Raw genomic sequence first — 19,780 nt, forward strand, 5'->3', positions numbered from 1 at the left:
ATTCCTTCTCCTGACCTGTGCCTGATCTTCGCCTTGAATTTAATAAAAGCGGATATAGAAGGTAGTACCTACGCCCGGGGTGCTTTCTACGTTTATGGTTCCGCCCAAAGCCTCCACTTGTGCCTTTACCATATAAAGGCCTAAGCCGCGCCCTTCTGCTTTCTTCTCTAATTTGCCATACAGCATAAACAGGCGTTCCCCATATTTTGTCAGGTCAATGCCCGTTCCGTTATCCTGCACCGTAATTACGTGCTGCCCGTCTTCTGTTGTCGATTTAATGGTAACAATGGGTGCTCTTTCTTTATCACGGTATTTGAGCGAGTTGGAGAGCAGATTGTGAAAGATGCTGTATACGTACGCCCTGTTAGCTTTCAGGCATACGTCATCCGGAATTGCTACCCGCACAGTGGCTCTTAGTGTATCTATTTTGTCTTGCAGGCTGTTGACCACCTCATCACAGACAGAGCGCAGGCACACCACCTCTACATCATCCACACTATTAACTCCTCTCAGCGATAGAATTTCATCAAGGTCTTTGATAACAGCGTCAAGGCTGAGGGTAGTTTGCTTGAGTTTGCTCAGAACCTTCAAAAAGTTTTCATTTTTTTCATCCAGGTTCTTTAAAAGAGATACAAGCCCCACAATGTTGGCGACTGGCGCACGAAGGTTATGAGAGACAATATAATTAAACTGTTGTAGTTCCCGGTTATGCCTGCTCAGGTCTTCTGAGAGCAGGCGCATCTTGTGTTCTGCTTCTTTGCGTTGTGTAATATCATACTGTATGGCAAAAAACTGAGACACTTTTCCTTCGTCGTTGAAAATGGGTGTGATGTCCATGTAAAACCAGAACTTCTCGCCGCTCTTACGGTAGTTGAGTACCTCCACAGACATGGGCTCGGCATGCTGTAGCAGCCTGTGCATTTCAAGTACAGTATCAGGGTCAGTCTCTGGTCCCTGAAGCAGTTCTCCTGGTTTCTTGCCCACCGACTCCAGCATACTGTAGCCTGTTACTCTTGTAAACTCACTGTTCACCCATTCAATTTTACCTGAAGCGTCCGTAATGACGACGCAACTCACCGCTTTGCTGGCAATGAGTGAAAGCCTTTCCAGTTCTTTCTGTGCGGCTTTTTCAGCGGTGATGTCTTTGGCAATGCCCACGATAGCTGTAGCGGTATGGTTGGAGCAAATTGGAATGATCGTAAAATTAAGCGTTTTTACTTTGCCCTGTTTGTTTACAACCTTTCCTTCAATGGAACTGGGTTCGCAGTTAAAGGCCCGGTTTAATGCCTTGATGGCTTCAAAAGAGAAGGAGGGGGCAATGAATTTGGAGAAGTGCTCTCCTACAATCTCCTGTTTGCTATAGGAAAGAATACGGCAGATGTTCGAGTTAACCTGCTCAAAGATGCCTCCGGGGGTTAGGGTAAATACAGCGTGTGGGTGGTTCTGGTAAAAAGAGTTATAAAAGCTATGGCTCCTCTCCAGGTTCTCCTGGGTTTCCCTCTTCATCGTAATGTCTCGTGCATCAATTACGTAGCCACTCACATGCTCATCATCCATCACATTTGTAAAAATGGCTTCCAGCCATTTCCAGTTGCCGCTCTTGGTCCTGAACCTGAAAGGGGGAGCCTCTACTTCCTTCTTTGTATTCAGAAGCAAAAAGGCTGTTTTGATGATCTGCAAATCATCATAATGAATGTACTCCAGGGCTGTTTTACCTAAAAGCTCCTCCGGTTGGTAGCCCACAAGTTTCGAAGCAGATTTGCTCACAAACTTATAAAACCCGTTTTTATCTACCACAGAAATAAGAGCAGCACTCTTCCTGATGAGTGCCTGGTAAAACTCCGGCGTTAGTACCTCATAGTTCATTAGCGATTCCTTTAGTGGCTATTTTAACCGGATGCTTGTTATATGTTAAATTGTAATTTCCTGTAGTTCCTGCTATTATTGTGCAGATGCGTAAAGCAGGGTATTTTGGAATTAAAAAATAAAAAATTATACTGTATTAACGCAGTAAGGGTTAGAAAATTATTGTTATATGCATAATATATATTTAGATTAATAGTTTTGTATTTAGCCCTTCAGCTACGTTAACTTCCCTAGTACTTAGCTTTATTTAAAAGCAGAAATGGCGCCTAATGCTAAATAAATCAGGCAATGTTTTGATAATGTGTTTATTGTGCATTGCTGTTGCTGCAAAGGTCGTAACCAGCCATAAAGGAGTATACTACAAATTATCAGGCAGGGAGGTGGAGAAGTGAGCGCATGAAAGTTTGTAAAAAAGTGAACCTGGATGATGCTGTTGCACCTAAGGATTCTGACGGAGCTGAATTTGACTTTTGCTTTATTCGCTTGACCCCACACAAAACGAAGGCTTCTCCCGTAGCAAATAATTCCCTCAGTTTCCTGCCCAGGCAGGCATGTCTATAAGCGTAACAGGACTTATGGCCCTTGCGACAGCCTGACGACCTAAAAAACTTCGAATTGCCTATGGTCCTTCAAGGGTTTTCTTTCCGTTTTTACTGCTACAGATTTCGAACGGGAGAACTGAAAAGGATGGGTTGCTGTTTGTAACAGAGGCGGCTGCATGTGTTCCTGCACTATTCCACAGAGATTATAGCAGCGCATCGTGCAGGAGGCCGTTGTACAAACCTGATCAGCCCATACAATGATATATAATGATATATAAACTCTCTAAAAGCTCTTTTAAACACAGAGCCGTGAAACGCTTCCTGAAGAAAGGCTGGCTAGGTACTTTTGCGGTTTTCGTGGTGGCAACCTTATGGTCGGCAGGACAGCCTTCTGATGGTATTGCGCCTATTGCCTTTGTTGCGGAGCCATTGCCCTTCAAACCTAAAGAATTCTATATAGCCAACGTGATTGATGAGCGCAGGGACCGCAAAGCCGTTGCCTACCTTGTGCCTATACCAGCTGCTCCGGCGGCACCACTGGCTCATGCCGTGCCGGTAGACCTGCAAGGTGGAGGATTGAGTGCCGTTCGTCAGTTTATGCGCAATAATGCCCCTGCCAATTCTAAGTTACGGCCGGTTGTAATTCGCCTGAAGGAATATAAGTTGCAGGAAACACCTGGTTCAAAACCGTGGCGCGTGGACGGTAAAATAACAGTGGCCATGGCTTTTGAGTATGAGCGCGATGGCGTAACGGTACCGCTGATAGAGTATAAAGGTGGTGCCCGCTACGACAGGCCTGCCAGGCAGCATGGGATAATAGAACCCACGCTGCGGCGTTCCCTGGCAGATGCTTTGCAGTACCTGAACACCTGGATGGATCGGGAGGCGAACCGCAACGAAAAACTGGCCAAAGGTCTGAAAGTGACCTTCACTGATCACGTGCTGAATGTGGAAGACGACTCTGTTTTCTATGCCACAGACAGGCCCCTTACCTGGAACGATTTCCAGGGCAGCCCTACAAAGCCCAGTAATTTTGCGGCTTCTGTTTTTCCCAGCTTTGCCTATGAGGGAAAAAGTGAAGTGATTGACGGCGTGATACACCTTGACCTGACGATGAAAGTGTATGTGCTGAAAGAGTCATCCTGGGCGAAAGCAAACGCAAAAAACGCCTACGGCCTTAACCATGAGCAAAAGCACTTTGATATTGTGAAGCTGGTGGCGGAGCGTTTTAAAAAGAAGCTGACAAAGGAGCGACTTACCCTCGAAGACTATAACAGCATCATTCAGTATGAGTACATTGAGTCGTTCCGGGAAATGAACCACCTGCAGGAGCAGTACGATGGCGAGACCCGCCACGGCCTCGATCAGGCTGCACAGGAAAGCTGGAACCGGCGCATTGAGCAGGAATTACGGGAGTTAGGCATAAAAAAATAGTGCTGCCAATCCTGTCATAAGGGCTCTACGCATACCACTCTCTTGCATGATTTTATTTTCAGAACAGCCTGCATCTATACCTGATTTGAGGTAAGTGCAGGCTGTTTCTTTTTTGTCGCCAACGCATCATATTGTAGAACTACTGGCACCGGCGGTGGCCCATCTGCTGTTTCATCCGTAAGTTTAGGAAACACGTTTTATCTGAATTTAAATCAAAAGCTATGGACAAACAAATGAAAGCAGCAACATATGAGGAGTTTGGGGGCAAAGACGCCATCAAAATTAAAACAGTTGATGTGCCTGAACTGCAGGAAGGAGAAGTGCTGGTGCGCATAAAGGCTGCCGGTGTAAACCCCGTGGATACGGCAGTAAGAGAGGGGTATCTGAAGGATTATCTGCCTTACGAGTTTCCGGTGATACCCGGATGGGACGTGGCCGGTGTGGTTGAAGACAGGGGCTTTAGCGCCAGGAGGTTTAATGTGGGCGATGAGGTATATGCCTATGCCCGTCGGCCGCTCGTAAAGTATGGTACCTTTGCCGAATACATCGTGATACCCGAAAGCTACTTTGCCAGAAAACCGCAGAACCTGTCGTTTGAAGAAGCTGCCGGCATCCCACTGGTGGGACTCACCGCCTACCAATCCCTGTACGATGCCGGCAACCTGCAGGAAAACCAGACAGTGCTTATATTGGGTGCATCCGGGGGAGTGGGTAGTTTAGCCATTCAACTGGCAAAGGAAAGAGGTGCAACCGTGGTAAGTGTTGCCAGCGAGAAAAACCATGCCTTCATGAAAGAACTGGGAGCAGACCATACAGTAGACTACAAAAACAACCATGTAGGAAATGCTGTAAAAGAACTTTTTCCGGATGGGGTAGACTTGATATTTGACTGTGTCAGTGGGGAAACGCTAGAGCAAAGTCTGCCGGCATTGAAGGAGCGGGGCACGCTGGTCTCTATCCTGAACCATGGCGAGAACATAGACAAAAGCATCAATTTCCATTATGTATTTGTAGAGCCGAATGCAAAGCAACTGGAACACTTGCAGGAGTTAGCGGAGTCAGGAAAGCTGAAAGTGCATGTCAGCAATACCTACTCACTGGAAGAGACGGCCGAGGCCATGCAGCAAATCCAGACACTGCACACAACAGGTAAAATTGTGATTGTGCCGTAGGTGGAAACAGGCAATAGATAAAAGTAGAAAGAAAAAGAACATTGGTTCATAATAGAAAAGAGCACAGGCCAGTAGGGGCTGTGCTCTTTTTAATGCCATGTAAGCAGGTAAACCAGCAATGGCTAAAAGTCTGTTGTCTTTTATCTAACTTTTCCCGTCATCCGGGCGGAGTACCCGGTAAACGGCAGATAAATCTTCTTCTCCAAAGCCCTGCTGTTTTGCCAGCGCATAAAGCTCTTTTGTGGTTTGCAGGGAGGGGAGGGCTATATTCTGCTCATAGGCAGTAATGCTGGCCAGGTGCAAATCCTTGTGCATCCACTCCAGCGGAAACTCAGGGGAGAATTCCCTGTTCAGTAGCTTCTGTTGCTTGAGTTTAAGGAAGGGGGCGGCGGCAGGCGTATTCAGGAGGGTCTGAGCAACCATTTCCTCTGAGATGCCGAGGGCGGTACCCAGGCGCAGTGACTCTGTGAAAGCTGCCATGGATTGTGCCAGCAGCATGTTGATCACCATTTTCATACTGGCTCCCTGGCTGTGCGCACCAACATGAACCGTGGCTTTCCCCATTACATCCAGTAGTTCCTGTACCTGCTCCAGGTCTGAGGCTTCACCGCCTACCAGGAATATCAGTTCCCCTTTTTCGGCGGGAACAAGCGAGCCGGAAACAGGTGCATCTAAAAAGCGCTGTCCCATTTTCTTTGCGTGCCTCGCCATCTTCTGCGTGAAAGAGGGGTTCACGGTGCTGCAATCAACCCAGAGGGAATTCCCCGGCAAGGCGCGCAGAAAGCCGTCTGAACCCAGCGCTACTTCTTCCACTGCCTCAGGGGTGGAAAGCATCGTAATCACCAGCCGGCACTGGTTTGCCACTTCTTCCGGCGACTCAGCTCTTGTTGCTCCTTTCTCTACCAATGCATCGGCCTTTGATTGTGTGCGGTTGTACACCACGAGCTCGTGCCCGGCATGCTGCAAATTGGCTGCCATACGACTGCCCATAATTCCTAGTCCTATAAATCCTACTTTCATGCGTTCTATCTAATTTAAAGATGTTTTACCTGTACAAAACTAACACTTGTAGGACTTACGCAAAGGAGGAGAGAGGCGGCGAACAGATATCCGATAAAGGCACAGGTAGTCTAGTTTCTTCTTCTACGCTCTTTTCTTTCTTCTCTACGTTTCTTTAGTTGCTCTTTCCACTCTTCGTACGTCTTCACAGCCTTATCTTTCACATCATCCAGTATCCGTTCGAAAAAGTTCTGTGGTGGTGGCTCTGCCCGGAAAGAGTCGCATGCCAATCGGTCCTGCAGCCTAGCAGGAAGCGGGTCGAACTGGCTGTTCAGGTATCCCGGATAGGCAGGGTCCAGGGCAATTCGTTTCATAAAGTCACCCCAGATAGGCAGGGCCGTGCTGGAGCCCTGGCCCAGGGCCAGCGTCCTGAACCGCACCTTCGGGCTTTCAGCGCCTACCCAGACACCTGTTACCAGTTTTGGCGTAATGCCGATAAACCAGCCATCCGCATGCTCCTGCGAGGTGCCGGTTTTGCCGGCAATGTCCATTTTCAAACCAAACTCAGAGCGCAGGCGGCGGGCGCTTCCTTCTTCCACTACGCCTTCCATCAGGTGCAGCATAATGGCTGCATTGGTTTCAGACAACACCCTCTTCGTGTCAGCTGTACTGCTTCGGTGTTCCCGTAGCACATTACCTGTGCGGTCGGTTATTTTTTCGATGTAAACCGGGGAGACACTGTACCCGTTGTTCGCAAAGGTGGCATAGGCACTGACCATCTCGAAAAGCGAAATATCTGCTGTTCCGAGGGCAAGGGAAGGCACCTGCGGCAGGTTGCTCTGTATGCCAAAACGGTGCGCCAGGGTCACCGTCCGCTCTACGCCCGTCTGCATAATCAGCTGGGCCGAGATGGTGTTCACAGAGTGAGCCAGGGCGCCCCGCATCGTGTATTCTCCACCATACTGCCCTGTGGCGTTCTGTGGCGACCAGTCATTATATTCCGGGTAGGTCTGGCGCTGGTTGGGGAAATAAGTGCAGGGAGCAATCCCCTTTTCCAGTGCGGCGGCATACACAATGGGTTTGAAGGTAGAGCCTACCTGCCGGTGTGCCCGCACATGGTCGTACTTAAACACGGCATGGTTAATGCCGCCTACCCAGGCCCGTACATAGCCGGTGCGCGGCTCCATTGCGAAAAGGCCGGTGTTGAGGAAGCGTTCGTAATAGGCAAGGGAGTCCATAGGGCTCATTTCCTGCTTTTTGCTCCCGTCCCAGCTGTACACCGTCATAGGAACAGGCTTCTGGAAAACTTCTTTTATCTCGGCTTCTGGTAAACCGGCCTGCTTTAATTTTTTATACCGGTCGGAGCGCTGCAAGGCATGCTGCAGCACAGAGGCATCCTTGCCCCAAGGCGCTCTGCCTCTCCAATGCGCGTTAAACTGCTTCTGCAGCAGCGACATTCTGCGCGCCACAGCGCGTTCTGCATGCTTTTGCATACCCGCGTCGATGGTCGTGTATATTTTCAGGCCATCGGTGTAGAGGTTGTATGTCTCCCCGTTGCGCTTGCGCTTTGAGGCCGCCCACTTCTCCAGTTCCTGGCGTAGCTGTTCCCTGAAATAAGGTGCCAGGCCATCGTTGTGGGTGGTGTAACGGTAATTTAAGGTAAGGGGTAAGGCCTTCAGGGAGTCTGCCACAGCAGCAGGCAGGAAATCGTACTTGGCCATCTGGTTGAGGACCACATTGCGCCGCTGCTTGGACCGCTCTGGGTACAGGCGGGGGTTGTAGGTGGTGTTTGCTTTAAGCATACCAATCAGCACAGCGGCTTCCTCTGTTTTAAGGGAATCGGCAGAAGTATTGAAGAAGCGCCTCGAAGCCCTTTCAATACCGTACAGGTTGCCGCCCATTGGCACGGTGTTCAGGTAAAGTTCCAGCAGTTCCTGTTTGCTGTAGATGCCTTCCAGCTTACGCGCAATAATGATCTCGCGCAGTTTGTTCACCGGCATGTCCCAGAGCCAGTAATCCTTGCGGGGATACATGTTCTTCGCCAGCTGCTGGCTCAGGGTACTGCCCCCGCCGCTCTCTCCCTGCAGCAACAGTGACTTAATCAGCACCCGGAACGAACTCCTGATATCGATCCCACTGTGCTCGTAGAACCGCACATCCTCGGTGGCGATGAGGGCATCAATGGCTGCAGGTGATATGTCCTCAAATTTCACATTGGTGCGGTCCTGTATGTAGTAGCGGCCCAGCAGCACACTGTCTGCGGAGTAAACTTCAGAGGCTGTGTTGTTTTGCTTGGACCTTAACTCCCGCTTGGACGGTACATGGCCATAGGCTCCTGCAAAAACAGTGAGGTAAAAAATGCAGGCAAACAGCAACAGAAAAAGGCCTGTTTTATAAGCAGCTCTGAAAAGGAACCCGAAATCCGAGAGCCGCGCCTCTTTCCACTTAAACTCCCGCGCCTTTGTCCATTTTCTTTTCCAGTACGTGCGGATAAACTTTGGCTTCTGGCTCTGGTAAAACAGGTGTAGCTGTTCTTTCAGAAACAAGGTAACCGGTAAAATTAATCCGTAAACTAATAGCTTAATTATCTTTTTTAGCAAACGCCTCATGTGTTATATCAGATACCTCTTGTTGGCCGTGCCCAGCGCTTTAGTCGAAAAAAACTCCTTTACCCTCTTTTATGAATTAGGTTGCAAAAAGAGCTTATAGCTTGCGCCAGGGTAAAACACGGCCCTACACTTTTGCACCACAACAGACAAGAATTGCGCCAAATCAATGCCTGCACCCGGAGTTGCCGCACAAACAGGTGACGCTGAATAACATGCGAAACAGGGATTTCTTTCAAGCATCATGCAAGGTAATTCAACAGCATTTTACCGGACCATGAGTCAAATAACTATCGTCAGGATTATGCGCAGTGCATGCCGTTTTGTTATTTGGAATGCAAAGGAAGGATTTTAAAAGCTGAATCTTCTATTTTTCTGTGCAGAATCTTTAGGCTGTTCCTGGGCTGGCACCCCACCAGCCTGCAGGCACGGGTATTTCATCAACAAAATTGAAATTAAAACAGGCTCTTTATCTTGATTTCGATATATTGATGGATATTTGATAATGCTGGTTTGTCTCCTGGAGGCAAACCAGCAAAGCACCTGGATCTCATCTTAAAAAATGCAGTAATGAATCAGAAAGTTTTTTTATGGTCTATAGTTGTGGCACTGGGAGGCTTCCTGTTTGGCTTCGATACAGCTGTTATCTCCGGAGCTGAACGGGACATACAGGATTACTGGAGCCTGAATGTTTTCGAGCACGGGCTTACGGTGTCGATAGCACTCTTTGGTACTGTGATTGGCGCTTTGTTTGGCGGTATACCCTCCAACAAGCTAGGAAGGAAGAAAACGCTTATCTGGATTGCTGTTTTCTATTTTGTGTCCGCGGTAGGGTCGGCCCTGGCAACGGGTTGGTACGCTTTCCTGTTCTTCCGCTTTCTGGGAGGCTTAGGGGTGGGGGCTTCCTCGGTGGCGGCACCGCTGTACATCACCGAGATATCGCCTGCCAAATCGCGGGGCAGGCTGGTGGCCTTGTTCCAGTTTAACATTGTGTTTGGTATCCTGATCGCCTTCCTGTCCAATTACCTGATTGGCGGCACCGGGCCGAATGACTGGCGCTGGATGCTGGGGGTAGAGGCTTTCCCGGCCATTGGATTTTTACTGGGCTTGTTCGTGGTGCCGGAGAGCCCGCGCTGGCTTATCCTGCGCAGGGGCAGGGTAGAGGAGGCAAAGGACACGCTGCAGGCTGCCAACCCGGAAGTGGATGCTGCGCAGACGGTACGGGAAATCCAAAGCTCCGCTGAGGTAGATTCCCGGAAACCGGCAGATGCCTTCTTCTCGAAGCGCTACAGCAGGCCTATTACGCTTGCAGTGCTTTTTGCTTTTTTCAACCAGTTGTCAGGCATCAACGCCATTATCTACTATGCGCCACGCATCTTTGAAATGACCGGCCTGGGCACAGAATCCGCGTTGTTGTCCTCGGCGGGAGTGGGGCTGGTGAACTTCTTGTTCACATTGCTGGCGCTCAACTTCATTGACCGGTTTGGGCGCCGCAAACTTATGCTGATTGGTTCCTTCGGCTTAATTATTACGTTGGGGCTGGTTTCCTTCGCTTTCTTTAACGAGAGTTTTGAGGGGTATGCAGTGCCTATTTATCTCTTTGTTTATATTGCCTTCTTTGCTTTTTCGCAGGGAGCGGTTATCTGGGTGTTTATCTCGGAGATATTCCCGAATCAGGTGCGGGCATACGGGCAGGCGCTGGGCAGTTTCACGCACTGGATACTGGCAGCCGTCATTGCCTTTATTTTCCCTTACATCGCCGAAACGCTGGGAGGAGGCCTTACCTTCCTGATTTTCTGCGTGATGATGGTGCTGCAGTTGATTTTTGTCTGGCGCATGATGCCGGAGACAAAAGAAACGTCGCTGGAGGAAATTGGAAAAGAGGTGGTGCACTCCTGAGGACTGGGTGAGAAACTAAGAAAAGACCCCCTTTGAAGGGGGCAGGGGGATGATGACACCGGCGGAATTCACCCGTTAGCGTATAAGGTCCTCTCTTTGAAATTCATCACAAACAGAACATCACAATGAAAAACAAAATCGTCTGCTTTGGAGAGATGCTTTGGGACATTCTGCCCAGCGGGAAATTACCAGGTGGGGCACCTATGAACGTGGCGATTCACCTGCAATACCAGGGTTTTGCACCCGCTGTTATCAGCTGTGTGGGCCGCGATGATTTGGGAAAAGAGCTGCTGGATTACCTGCAGCAGAAAGGAGTTTCCACCCGATGGGTGCAGGTAAATGAGACGCAAAAAACAGGTGTGGTCGTGGCCAATGTGAGCAACCGCAGCGAAGTAACTTATGATATTGTGCAACCTGTAGCCTGGGACTATATACAGCAGGAAGAAAACCAGCAGCAACTGGTGTCAGAGACGGATTACTTTATATACGGTAGCCTGGCGGCACGGAGTGAAACATCCCGGCAGGCACTGCTGTCCTTACTGGAAATGGCGAAAGGAAAAGTTTTTGATGTGAACCTGCGCCCGCCGCATTATACACGGCAGGTGCTGGAGCCTTTGCTGGAGCAGGCCGATATCGTGAAAATGAACCACCACGAACTGATGGAGATTGCGGGCTGGTACCAGGAATTCGCTGATGAAAAAACCGCTATGGAATTTCTGCTCAAGCAGTACACACTGCAGTCCATTATTGTAACACGGGGAGAAAACGGGGCTGCCGTACTGGGTGCCGAAGGCTATTTCGAGCAGGAAGGCTATACCGTGGAGGTAGAAGACACCATTGGCAGCGGAGATGCTTTCCTGGCCACTTTCCTGAGTAGCCGTATCAAGGGTAATTCTTTTCCGGAAGCCCTGCAAAAGGCCTGTGCCATGGGTGCCCTGGTAGCAAGTCATAAAGGAGCCACTCCCGAAATTGCGCCGGAGAATGTTGAAAAGCTGATACACGGCTAAGGCTCTTTTGCGCACAGACACAAATTGTATATGAGGTTTCTGTTTTTATTTCTTTTCATGGTAGGCATCACATCGCAGGCCTGGAGCCAGCAACGGAAGCGGGCGCGGGAGTACGGCGTAAAAGTAGGCGTACTGCCAACGGGCCGGCACAATGCCATCACCGATGTGGCCGGGGTGCAGGTGGGGCATGTGACGCTGCAGGAAGGGAGCCATATTAGGACGGGTGTTACCGCTATCCTGCCGCACGAAGGAAATATTTTCCAGGACAAAGTGCCTGCTGCGGTATATGTCGGGAATGGCTTCGGTAAACTAGCGGGCACTACGCAGGTACAGGAACTCGGCAACATCGAAACTCCCATTGTCCTGACCAACACCTTAAGCGTGGGCACAGCCTTAAATGCCGTAGTGGGTTATGTGCTGCAGCAGCCCGGAAACGAAGCGGTGCAGTCGGTGAACGCGGTGGTGGGGGAGACAAACGACGGTTACCTGAACGACATCCGCGGCCGGCATGTAACTGAGGCACATGTCGTGCAGGCAATACAACAGGCTAAAGGTGGCCCAGTGATGGAAGGAAATGTAGGCGCGGGTACCGGCACAGTGGCTTTCGGCTTCAAAGGCGGCATCGGCACCTCTTCGCGGCTTCTCCCCGAAACCATGGGCGGCTATACGGTGGGGGTGCTGGTGCAGACCAACTTTGGCGGTGTACTGCAGGTTGATGGTGCTCCGGTAGGGGAAGAACTGAAACAGTACTTCGGCAGTCAGCACCTTAAAGATAGCGCCGATGGTTCCTGTATGATGATTGTGGCAACGGATGCGCCAGTGGATGCCCGAAACCTGGAGCGGATGGCAAAACGGGCGATGATGGGACTGGCTAAAACCGGGGGCATTGCCTCGAACGGAAGCGGCGATTATGTGGTGGCTTTCTCTTCGCACCCGGGGCTACGGGTGCCGTATGCCACACAAGACAAAACGCAGACAGTAACCCTGCTGCGCAACGATGAAATGTCGCCGTTGTTTATTGCCGTGATTGAGGCAACGGAAGAGGCAATCATCAATTCCCTGTTCAGGGCCGAGACTACAGAAGGAAAAGAGCAGCATCGCGTAGAAGCACTGCCACTTGATAAAGTAAACAAGATTTTAAAGCATTACCGTGTCATCAGAAAATAAGCTTTACGCCTTTGTTCGGGAGGAGATTGTACCCCTGGAACAGGCATACCTGCATGTAAGCGACCTTTCCATCCAGCGGGGGTACGGCGTCTTTGATTTTCTTAAAATCATGGAAGGGCAACCCTTGTTTTTAGAGGATTACCTGGAGCGTTTTTATACTTCGGCAAAGCTGATGCACCTTCCTGTCCCCCTTTCGGATGAAGCCTTGAGGGCCACTATCCGGAAGCTGATACAACTGAACGGGTTGCCTGTATCCGGCATGAAAATCATACTGACGGGAGGGTACTCTGACAACGGCTACGACATAGGCGAGGCCAGCCTGGTAATTGTGCAGCAGCCTCTTGTACTGCCGGGGCAGGCGCTGCGGGAGAGAGGGCTGAAGGTGATTACGCAGGAGTATGTGCGGGAAGTTCCTGCGGTTAAAACCATCAACTACTCCATGGGTATCTGGCTGATAAACAGGGTTAAAGAAAGCGGGGCCGACGATGTGTTGTACCAAAAGGGTGGTGTCGTGACAGAATTTCCCCGCTGCAACTTCTTTATTGTGAGGCAGGATGGCACTGTGGTGACGCCTGCTGAGGACGTATTGCAGGGCATTACGCGAAAGCATGTGCTGGAACTTGCTGTGAAGAAGTACAAAGTAGCTGTGGAAGCCGTTAGCCTGGAAGATATATGGCAGGCCAGGGAAGCTTTTCTCACGAGCACCACAAAACGGATTCTGCCTATTGTGCAGGTAGATGACAGGGTGATTGGTGATGGTAAACCGGGAGCCACTACGGTTTCGTTGCTGGAGGATCTTGTTCGGCTGGAGGAAAGTTATAGTTTGAAGTCAATGTAAGGGGTGTGCCATTTTTCCATGTGCTCATTTCATAATATGTTTTGCCTCCATGGTACTATGGAGTAAACTAGAGGATCAGGGTATTATTCAGCCCTGACCGCTCTCTACAAAGCAGCTGGTGCCGTTGCGGCCTTCTTCGTAGGGATACAGGCGCCTCACCTCATCGGATTGCCATACTTCCTTGCTGTCTATGTCCATGATGGAAAGGCAGCCGTAGAATGCTGCGCCGGTATCTGTTAAAACAACGTTTCCCATACGTAGCGGCGTTTTTTGTGCTGCGTTCAGCGCTATCGTGGGGGTATGGCCGATGTAGACCTCTTTGTACTGCGCTACGGTTACAGGTTTGTTTTTTGTATATTGGTAGTAACAGTGCTGCACAAACTCTCTTTTCCAGATAAGGTAATCAGGGGCTGTGTCCTCTATCGGTTTGCTAGTATCGAAGCCAGCGTGCACCATCAGGATATTATCTTCGGTCACGTGATAGGCTTTCGCCTGCTTTAGCAGTTCAAGGTGTTCCTGGGGCATCGGCCTGCCTCTTTTATAAGACTTTACTGTAGCGGCTCCGCCCTGCAGCAGCCACAGGTTGATGGTTGGGGAATCCTGCAGCATTTTGCCGGTATAAAACTCGAGGGCCCACTGATCGTGGTTGCCCAGCAGGTACACTAGGTTGCCGATGCTCAGCAAAAGGTCGATGCTCTCCATCGTTTCTGACCATCCATCTACCACATCACCCAGGAAAAACAGCTGGTCTTTCTCCATGTCGAAGCCACTTCTCTCCAGGCACTGCACCATCGCGCGATAACCGCCATGGCTATCAGACATCACGAATCTTCGCATTGTATAAAACTTGTAATTAAACGTATTCCTGTTTCTCCGGGTGCATTGACCTGTACATGCATGAGCAGAAGCTGCCTCTAACTGATAGATGGCTTCTCCTGCTTTTGCAGCAGATACAGCGTATGTTAACGTGCGACCTGCAGCTTATGTTAGCGCTTGCTGTTTCTTTTTATGTTGCCTTTTTCGCGCTGCAGAAGTGGAATAGTGGGTTTGTTAGAAAAGGGAAGGAGGTAATGATGAGGATTTCTGATGCGGTGGAGTACTAAATCGCAAGAGCCACAGGTCAGAAAAGCGTGCTTCAGCTTCTGGCGATGTTGTATTGCCGTAACACCTCAATGTAAGGGACGTCCTCGTTGTAATAGGCGCAGAGCGACTTCCAGATAACAGCATGCGGCAGGGCCGTATAGTTTCTTTTGACGATCTCTCCGTAAGCAGCCAGCAACGACAAGCCTTCTGTCTCTTTCAATGCAGCTATGGCATAAGTTACCGACCTGCTGATGCCAGCCCCACAGGCAATCAAAACGTTTCGGCCCAGCTTGTGCTCCAGCAAAACAAAGTGAATGCCCCTCTGGAATTCTTTTTCTGGTATAGGGTGTCCGTCTGCTACCTGAAGGTGCAGGACGTGAATACCCAGCTGCTCTACCAGGTCTTCGAGTTGGAGCATTCCCCTGATATGGTTGGACTTCAGGCGGGGGAGGTTTACCGTGTCACGGCACTTCCCTATATACAACCAGGGCCTAACGGAGTACATGTGATTCTGATTAAGATACCTGGCGTGTGCAGGTATTACCTTCGAGTTTATATTGCTTACTGTTAAAGTGTTATGTGCAATAATCCTGCCATGTGAGGGTGCCGGGTACATAGGTGTGGAACAGGCAGTTGCCTCACACCTTGCTTGCCTATCAATAAGACAGGTTTTACAGGAAGCTTGATACACAAAGCCCCTGAGTTTAGATTGTATTTCCATTTTTCACGGAGTCTCAGCTTGTTTTGCAAGGGGCTGCGTATGTTCTAACTTGCCAGTGAATAAATGAATATTTAATTTTTACCTGAAAATACAGAATTGAATGGCTCAAACTGATACACGTGAAGTATGGCTTCGCGGCCCTTTGCCGGATATGCCGCCTTTGTTGCAACCTGTCGCCCACGCGCTTTTGCAGGCCAGAGAAGAGGTGGAGGAGTTGATGCAAAGCTATCCGGATGATTTACTGTGGGAAAGGCCTGCAGGTGTGGCTTCAGTTGGTTTTCACCTGCAGCACCTGGCAGGTGTGCTGGACCGGCTTTTTACTTATGCAAAGGGGCTGGCTTTAACGCAGGAGCAGCTGAATGCGCTGTCCACGGAAGGAAAGTGCCCGGAGGCGGGGTGCACAGCCCGGCAATTGGTAAAAATATTTAACCAGCAGGTGGAAAAGGCCCTGCAGCAGTTACGCCATACAAATGAGGAAACACTGCTGGAGCCGCGGGGTGTAGGGCGGGCGCAAATCCCGTCCAATGTGTTGGGCTTGCTGGTGCATGGTGCAGAGCATACCATGCGGCACGTGGGGCAGCTGACTGTAACGGCACGGGTTATGCGCCATTCAGCGGAATAAGCTTTTGTGAAAGCTAACCTCGTTTCGGACTCAAGCCATCTTAAATAGCAAAATGCTGTCATTTCGGGCGCAGTGAGAAATCCGGAATTCTCAAATACTCCAGAATACACAGATTTCTCACTGTGTTCAGAATAACAAAGGAGGCCAGGTGCTTTTTTACGCTACTTATAAGTTCTTAAAGCTTTTGTTTCGCCTAGTTGCGCCAGCAGGTTTTTTAGGCCGGCGATGTTCCGCTTCAGGACAACTTCGACATCCTCGTTTTCGGTATGGCCAATGATACCGATGGAGCCTTTGAAACCGGAGGCTTTGAGTTTGCGGAGCATTTCCAGTTCCCGATCGCCTTCTCCAATGGTCATAATCTTCGGTCCCCCTGCCCGCATGCCGTTCAGGTTAACAGCTCTTAAGTAAGGCATGGTTATTTTTAGGGTGTGCTCAAATTTGTCCAGCTGCTCGTGGGCGTGATGGAAGTTGTACACAATACCGATGTCCTTTAAGCCGGAGGCCTCAATCAGATTCACCTGGTTTTCCGGCTCACCAAACCAGTCTTCGTGGTTGTACAAGGCCAGCGTGCAACCTATTTTCGATGCCCGTGCATGTAGCTGTTGCAGCGTATTGACGCCTTTCTGTAGCTTTTCTTCATCTGTCATACCTTCAAAGTAGCGGGCCGGGAAGCTAACCCAGAGTTCGGTTCGGGTGTTTGTTTTCTCCAGCGTGTTCAGGATGATTTCGTTTGCTTCGTCAAATACTTTGCCTGAGCCACCATCTATCCAGAACCACACGCTTTCCAGTTCTATGTCATGCTTTTTCAGCGTGGCCAGCTCATGCTCCATGTTCGGCAAATCCTCCCAGCGCCAGTCGTAGGCAAACGATTTTATGCCCAGGTCCTTTAACATGCTTGCTCTTTCTTCAGAGTTTCGCTTCCTGCTGTCGTACGGAATGGTGCACCAGGCCACGAGGTTGTCCTTTGCATACAACATGTCGTTACCGGGTCTTTCTTCCCGCACCACAGCTCCGCAGGAGCAGAGTATCAGCAGGAAAAGAACAGCTATAGATATTGGCTTCATGGCGTTGTTCAAGATTTAAATTAAGACCCTTTTTGTGTATGCACAAGCTTCTCTGCCCTGAACAAATCATCGGCTGCCTGTAAGATTTTGGCCCGGAGCTTCGGGTTATAATCCGGGTGCGCGTCCAGGAAACGGCGTACTGTGTTGGCTGCTGCCGGGCTTTGGTAGGAGCCAAAGGTGGCCTGCAGCCAGGAGTACGGGAAAAAGATATCGCCTGTCAACTGGATTTCTTCCAGGAGGCCAAGGCTCTCCTTCAGGTATTTCTCTGATGTTTCGGCTCGTAACGGGTGGTGCAGGTAGGCCAGGGTGGCATTTACCCATGCTTCTTTCTCCCTGTTCTGCTCTTCCTTTAGAGAGGCAAAGAAAGCATCTCTTTTCTGTTCGTTCGCAGACAGGGCGGGCAGCATGAACTGTAGCCGCTGCCTGCGGTCGGGGTTTTGGATGCGGCTCATTTGTTTTTCCAGTATGTTCGCTTCCGGCTTGTAGTCGCGTAGTGCCAGCGCCAGGGCAAGGGAGGTATAATCGTCCTCCGTCAGCTTTACGCCCGCTGGCGCTTCCTGCTTCTCCCATACCTGGTATAGCCTGTCCTGCGCTTCTTTGCTCAGGGCAATGCTCTGGTAGGCCTTAAATAACAGTTTTTTTGAATTGGCAGCTTCCTGCTGCTGCATGGCGCTCCATAACTCCTGCTCCAGGGCGGGAGCCAATCGCGAGCGGGTAGCTGGTGACAGGAATTTCCAGAAGATATCGTCGAGCTGGCTTGTCAGCAGCCTCAGGTTCAGTTCTTCGGTCTCATTTACCAGCCTTTTCCGGTACAGAGCTAATAACTGCTCCGGGGTAATGGTGCGGCCGTTCAGCATATTTTCATATAGGTTGATGTAGGCAGAAGCACGCACCACCGGGTCTTCTAAAGTAAACAGCGAAGGCAGCATCTGCTCATCAACAGGAAAAACACCATAGCCCTGGCCGGAGGTGTTGAAGAGAATAAAGTCCGGGACAGGTTCACCTGCAGCGGCTTCTACTACTACCTCCTGCTGGTTCATGTTTATGGTGAGCTCCTTCTGGTTATGGGGGTACACCAGTTTAACCTCGAAGAGCTGTGGCCACAGCCGGTCTGAGCCATCTTCTCCCTGTTGCCTGAGCACCAGCTGATTTATTTTCCCGTTTTCAATTTTCAGGTCGTAGCTGAACACCGGCCTGCCCGGCTCGTTTACCCAAACCTGGTTCCAGGCCTGCAGGTCGGCGGGTGTGCGGGCATCCAGAATGGCAATCAGTTCAGGCCAAGTGGCATTGCTGTTGGCGTACGTTTTCAGGTATTCCTGCAAGCCCTGTTTAAAAGCTTCTTCCCCCATCAGGCGTTCCAGCTGGCGCATCACCACGGGTGCTTTGTGGTAAATGATGTTCCCGTAAAGGGAGCCGGCATCCTGCAGGTTGCTTAAGGGCTGACGGATAGGGTTGGCTCCGGCGGTCCGGTCTACACTGTAGGCTGCAGGAAAGTGGTCTATCAGGAACTTCAGGTCGTAATTTGCGTTTTCCAGCGCTACCTGCGTAATCTTGTCTGCCATAAAATTGGCAAAGACCTCCTTCATCCACACATCGTTAAACCACTGCATGGTTACCAGATCACCAAACCACATGTGGGCGGTTTCATGGGCGATGAGGTTGGATCGGGCAATCTTCTGGCTCTGTGTAGCCCCCTCATCCAAAAAAAGGGAAGCAGCCTTGTAGTCGATGGCGCCTACATGTTCCATGCCGCCGTACTGGAAATCCGGGATGGCAATGAAGTCAAACTTCTGGAAAGGGTAGGGTATCTGCGTGTATTCCTCCATAAAGGCAAGGGCATCGGCATGTATCCCGAAAATCGGGTCCATGCTCTGCGCCAGCTTGTCTTCATCTGTTTCCCGGTGATAGAAATGCATCACGCGGCCGTCTACTTCCCGCGATACATGCTTGAACTTTCCTGCCGCAAAAGAAAATAGATAGGTGCTGATGGTATCGGATGCGCCGAAACGGTACGTCTTCTTTGCACCTACAGCAAGCGAGTCCAAAAGCGGTCCGTTGGCAAGGGCTTTCCAGTCCTTAGGCACGGTTAAAGCCAGTTTAAAGGAAGCCTTTAAATTGGGCTGGTCGAAAACCGGGAAAACTGTGCGCGCTCTGTCCGGCACCAGCAGGGTGTACAGAAACTCCTCGTTCCGGTTCAGCGACAGGTTGCCGGCAATAAACTGTATCGTTACCTGGTTTTGCCCCTCTTTTAAATACTGCTTCGGGATAACCAGGTGCTCGTTCCGGTGGTCTATTTCTATCTGTTTGCCATTCACCGATACCTGCTGCAGGTGGTCCGGTTTCTCCTTAAAATCAATCTGGAGTGGCTGGCTGTTTTCTTTCAGACTAAAAGAAATGATTTCTGAAGCCAGTACAGGGTCTGCCTTTGCCTTAGGGATATCGAGGCGAATGTCGTAGGCCAAACCGCTGATGACTTTTTTCCTGTAAGAGGCAAGTTCTTCGGATACACCTGTTTCTACGGTCAGGGAATCAGCCACTGTTGTTATTCTTTCGCTGCAGGAAAAGGTGGCTGCGCACGTAAACAACAGCAGGCCTGCTCCCACGCTTTGGATATAGTTCTTTTTCATACTATCTCAAAAATACAAACTTATAACTACTTTTAGCTATAGGCCCTGTAGGCAAATCTGGTGCAGGACATAACCAAGAATGGCAGATACCGTTGTTTTGGATAAGAGAAGGAGCAGCAGCAGCTTTTTTGTT

Annotated in this window: 14 protein-coding genes; 7 read left to right on the plus strand and 7 right to left on the minus strand. The window is 50.1% G+C overall.

The features are described from left to right. Positions 1–39: 39 nt before the first annotated feature. Entirely contained in the window at positions 40–1,866 is a 1,827-nt protein-coding gene (locus tag ACYVB1_RS19295) for a PAS domain-containing sensor histidine kinase (protein ID WP_460925451.1), read from the minus strand. An 851-nt stretch (positions 1,867–2,717) separates the two neighbouring features. Here ACYVB1_RS19295 and ACYVB1_RS19300 point away from each other — a divergent pair. Further along, complete coding sequence (locus ACYVB1_RS19300) at positions 2,718–3,842, plus strand: hypothetical protein (protein WP_460925452.1); 1,125 nt, start codon at positions 2,718–2,720, stop codon at positions 3,840–3,842. 233 nt (positions 3,843–4,075) lie between these two features. Beyond that, on the plus strand, positions 4,076–5,014 hold the full coding sequence (locus tag ACYVB1_RS19305) for an NADP-dependent oxidoreductase (RefSeq protein WP_460925453.1): 939 nt from the start codon (positions 4,076–4,078) through the stop codon (positions 5,012–5,014). Positions 5,015–5,158: 144 nt separating this feature from the next. Here the strand turns inward: ACYVB1_RS19305 and ACYVB1_RS19310 are convergent, their stop codons facing one another. Next, the gene (locus ACYVB1_RS19310; protein ID WP_460925454.1) at positions 5,159–6,034 is read right to left on the minus strand and encodes an NAD(P)-dependent oxidoreductase; all 876 of its coding nucleotides are present in this window, start codon (positions 6,032–6,034) and stop codon (positions 5,159–5,161) included. Positions 6,035–6,144: 110 nt separating this feature from the next. Continuing rightward, positions 6,145–8,559, minus strand: coding sequence for a penicillin-binding protein 1A (locus ACYVB1_RS19315; protein ID WP_460925455.1), 2,415 nt, complete (start codon positions 8,557–8,559; stop codon positions 6,145–6,147). A 630-nt stretch (positions 8,560–9,189) separates the two neighbouring features. Between ACYVB1_RS19315 and ACYVB1_RS19320 the strand changes: the two genes are divergently transcribed. The 4 genes from ACYVB1_RS19320 (at position 9,190) to ACYVB1_RS19335 (ending at position 13,530) form a co-directional block, all read left to right on the plus strand. Beyond that, complete coding sequence (locus ACYVB1_RS19320; protein ID WP_460925456.1) at positions 9,190–10,518, plus strand: sugar porter family MFS transporter; 1,329 nt, start codon at positions 9,190–9,192, stop codon at positions 10,516–10,518. Between the two features lie 125 nt (positions 10,519–10,643). Continuing rightward, entirely contained in the window at positions 10,644–11,525 is an 882-nt protein-coding gene (locus ACYVB1_RS19325) for a carbohydrate kinase family protein (RefSeq protein ID WP_460925457.1), read from the plus strand. Between the two features lie 30 nt (positions 11,526–11,555). Continuing rightward, the gene (locus ACYVB1_RS19330; protein WP_460925458.1) at positions 11,556–12,692 is read left to right on the plus strand and encodes a DmpA family aminopeptidase; all 1,137 of its coding nucleotides are present in this window, start codon (positions 11,556–11,558) and stop codon (positions 12,690–12,692) included. Further along, entirely contained in the window at positions 12,676–13,530 is an 855-nt protein-coding gene (locus ACYVB1_RS19335) for an aminotransferase class IV (protein ID WP_460925459.1), read from the plus strand. The genes ACYVB1_RS19330 and ACYVB1_RS19335 overlap by 17 nt, the downstream gene beginning before the upstream one ends. Before the next feature lie 87 nt (positions 13,531–13,617). Here ACYVB1_RS19335 and ACYVB1_RS19340 read toward each other — a convergent pair whose 3' ends face one another. Both ACYVB1_RS19340 and ACYVB1_RS19345 read right to left on the minus strand, forming a co-directional pair. After that, positions 13,618–14,367: a metallophosphoesterase gene (locus ACYVB1_RS19340; RefSeq protein WP_460925460.1), complete on the minus strand. Its 750-nt coding sequence runs from the start codon at positions 14,365–14,367 to the stop codon at positions 13,618–13,620. Between the two features lie 298 nt (positions 14,368–14,665). After that, the gene (locus tag ACYVB1_RS19345; RefSeq protein WP_460925461.1) at positions 14,666–15,334 is read right to left on the minus strand and encodes a dual specificity protein phosphatase family protein; all 669 of its coding nucleotides are present in this window, start codon (positions 15,332–15,334) and stop codon (positions 14,666–14,668) included. A gap of 100 nt (positions 15,335–15,434) precedes the next feature. Here ACYVB1_RS19345 and ACYVB1_RS19350 point away from each other — a divergent pair, with 100 nt between their 5' ends. After that, the gene (locus ACYVB1_RS19350; protein ID WP_460925462.1) at positions 15,435–15,956 is read left to right on the plus strand and encodes a DinB family protein; all 522 of its coding nucleotides are present in this window, start codon (positions 15,435–15,437) and stop codon (positions 15,954–15,956) included. A 161-nt stretch (positions 15,957–16,117) separates the two neighbouring features. On the opposite strand, the gene ACYVB1_RS19355 is transcribed toward ACYVB1_RS19350, so the two are convergent. Both ACYVB1_RS19355 and ACYVB1_RS19360 read right to left on the minus strand, forming a co-directional pair. Beyond that, positions 16,118–17,020, minus strand: coding sequence for a sugar phosphate isomerase/epimerase family protein (locus ACYVB1_RS19355; RefSeq protein WP_460925463.1), 903 nt, complete (start codon positions 17,018–17,020; stop codon positions 16,118–16,120). A 20-nt stretch (positions 17,021–17,040) separates the two neighbouring features. Next, positions 17,041–19,647: a M1 family metallopeptidase gene (locus tag ACYVB1_RS19360; protein ID WP_460925464.1), complete on the minus strand. Its 2,607-nt coding sequence runs from the start codon at positions 19,645–19,647 to the stop codon at positions 17,041–17,043. Positions 19,648–19,780: the final 133 nt, after the last annotated feature.

This window comes from Pontibacter brevis, from assembly GCF_054779655.1.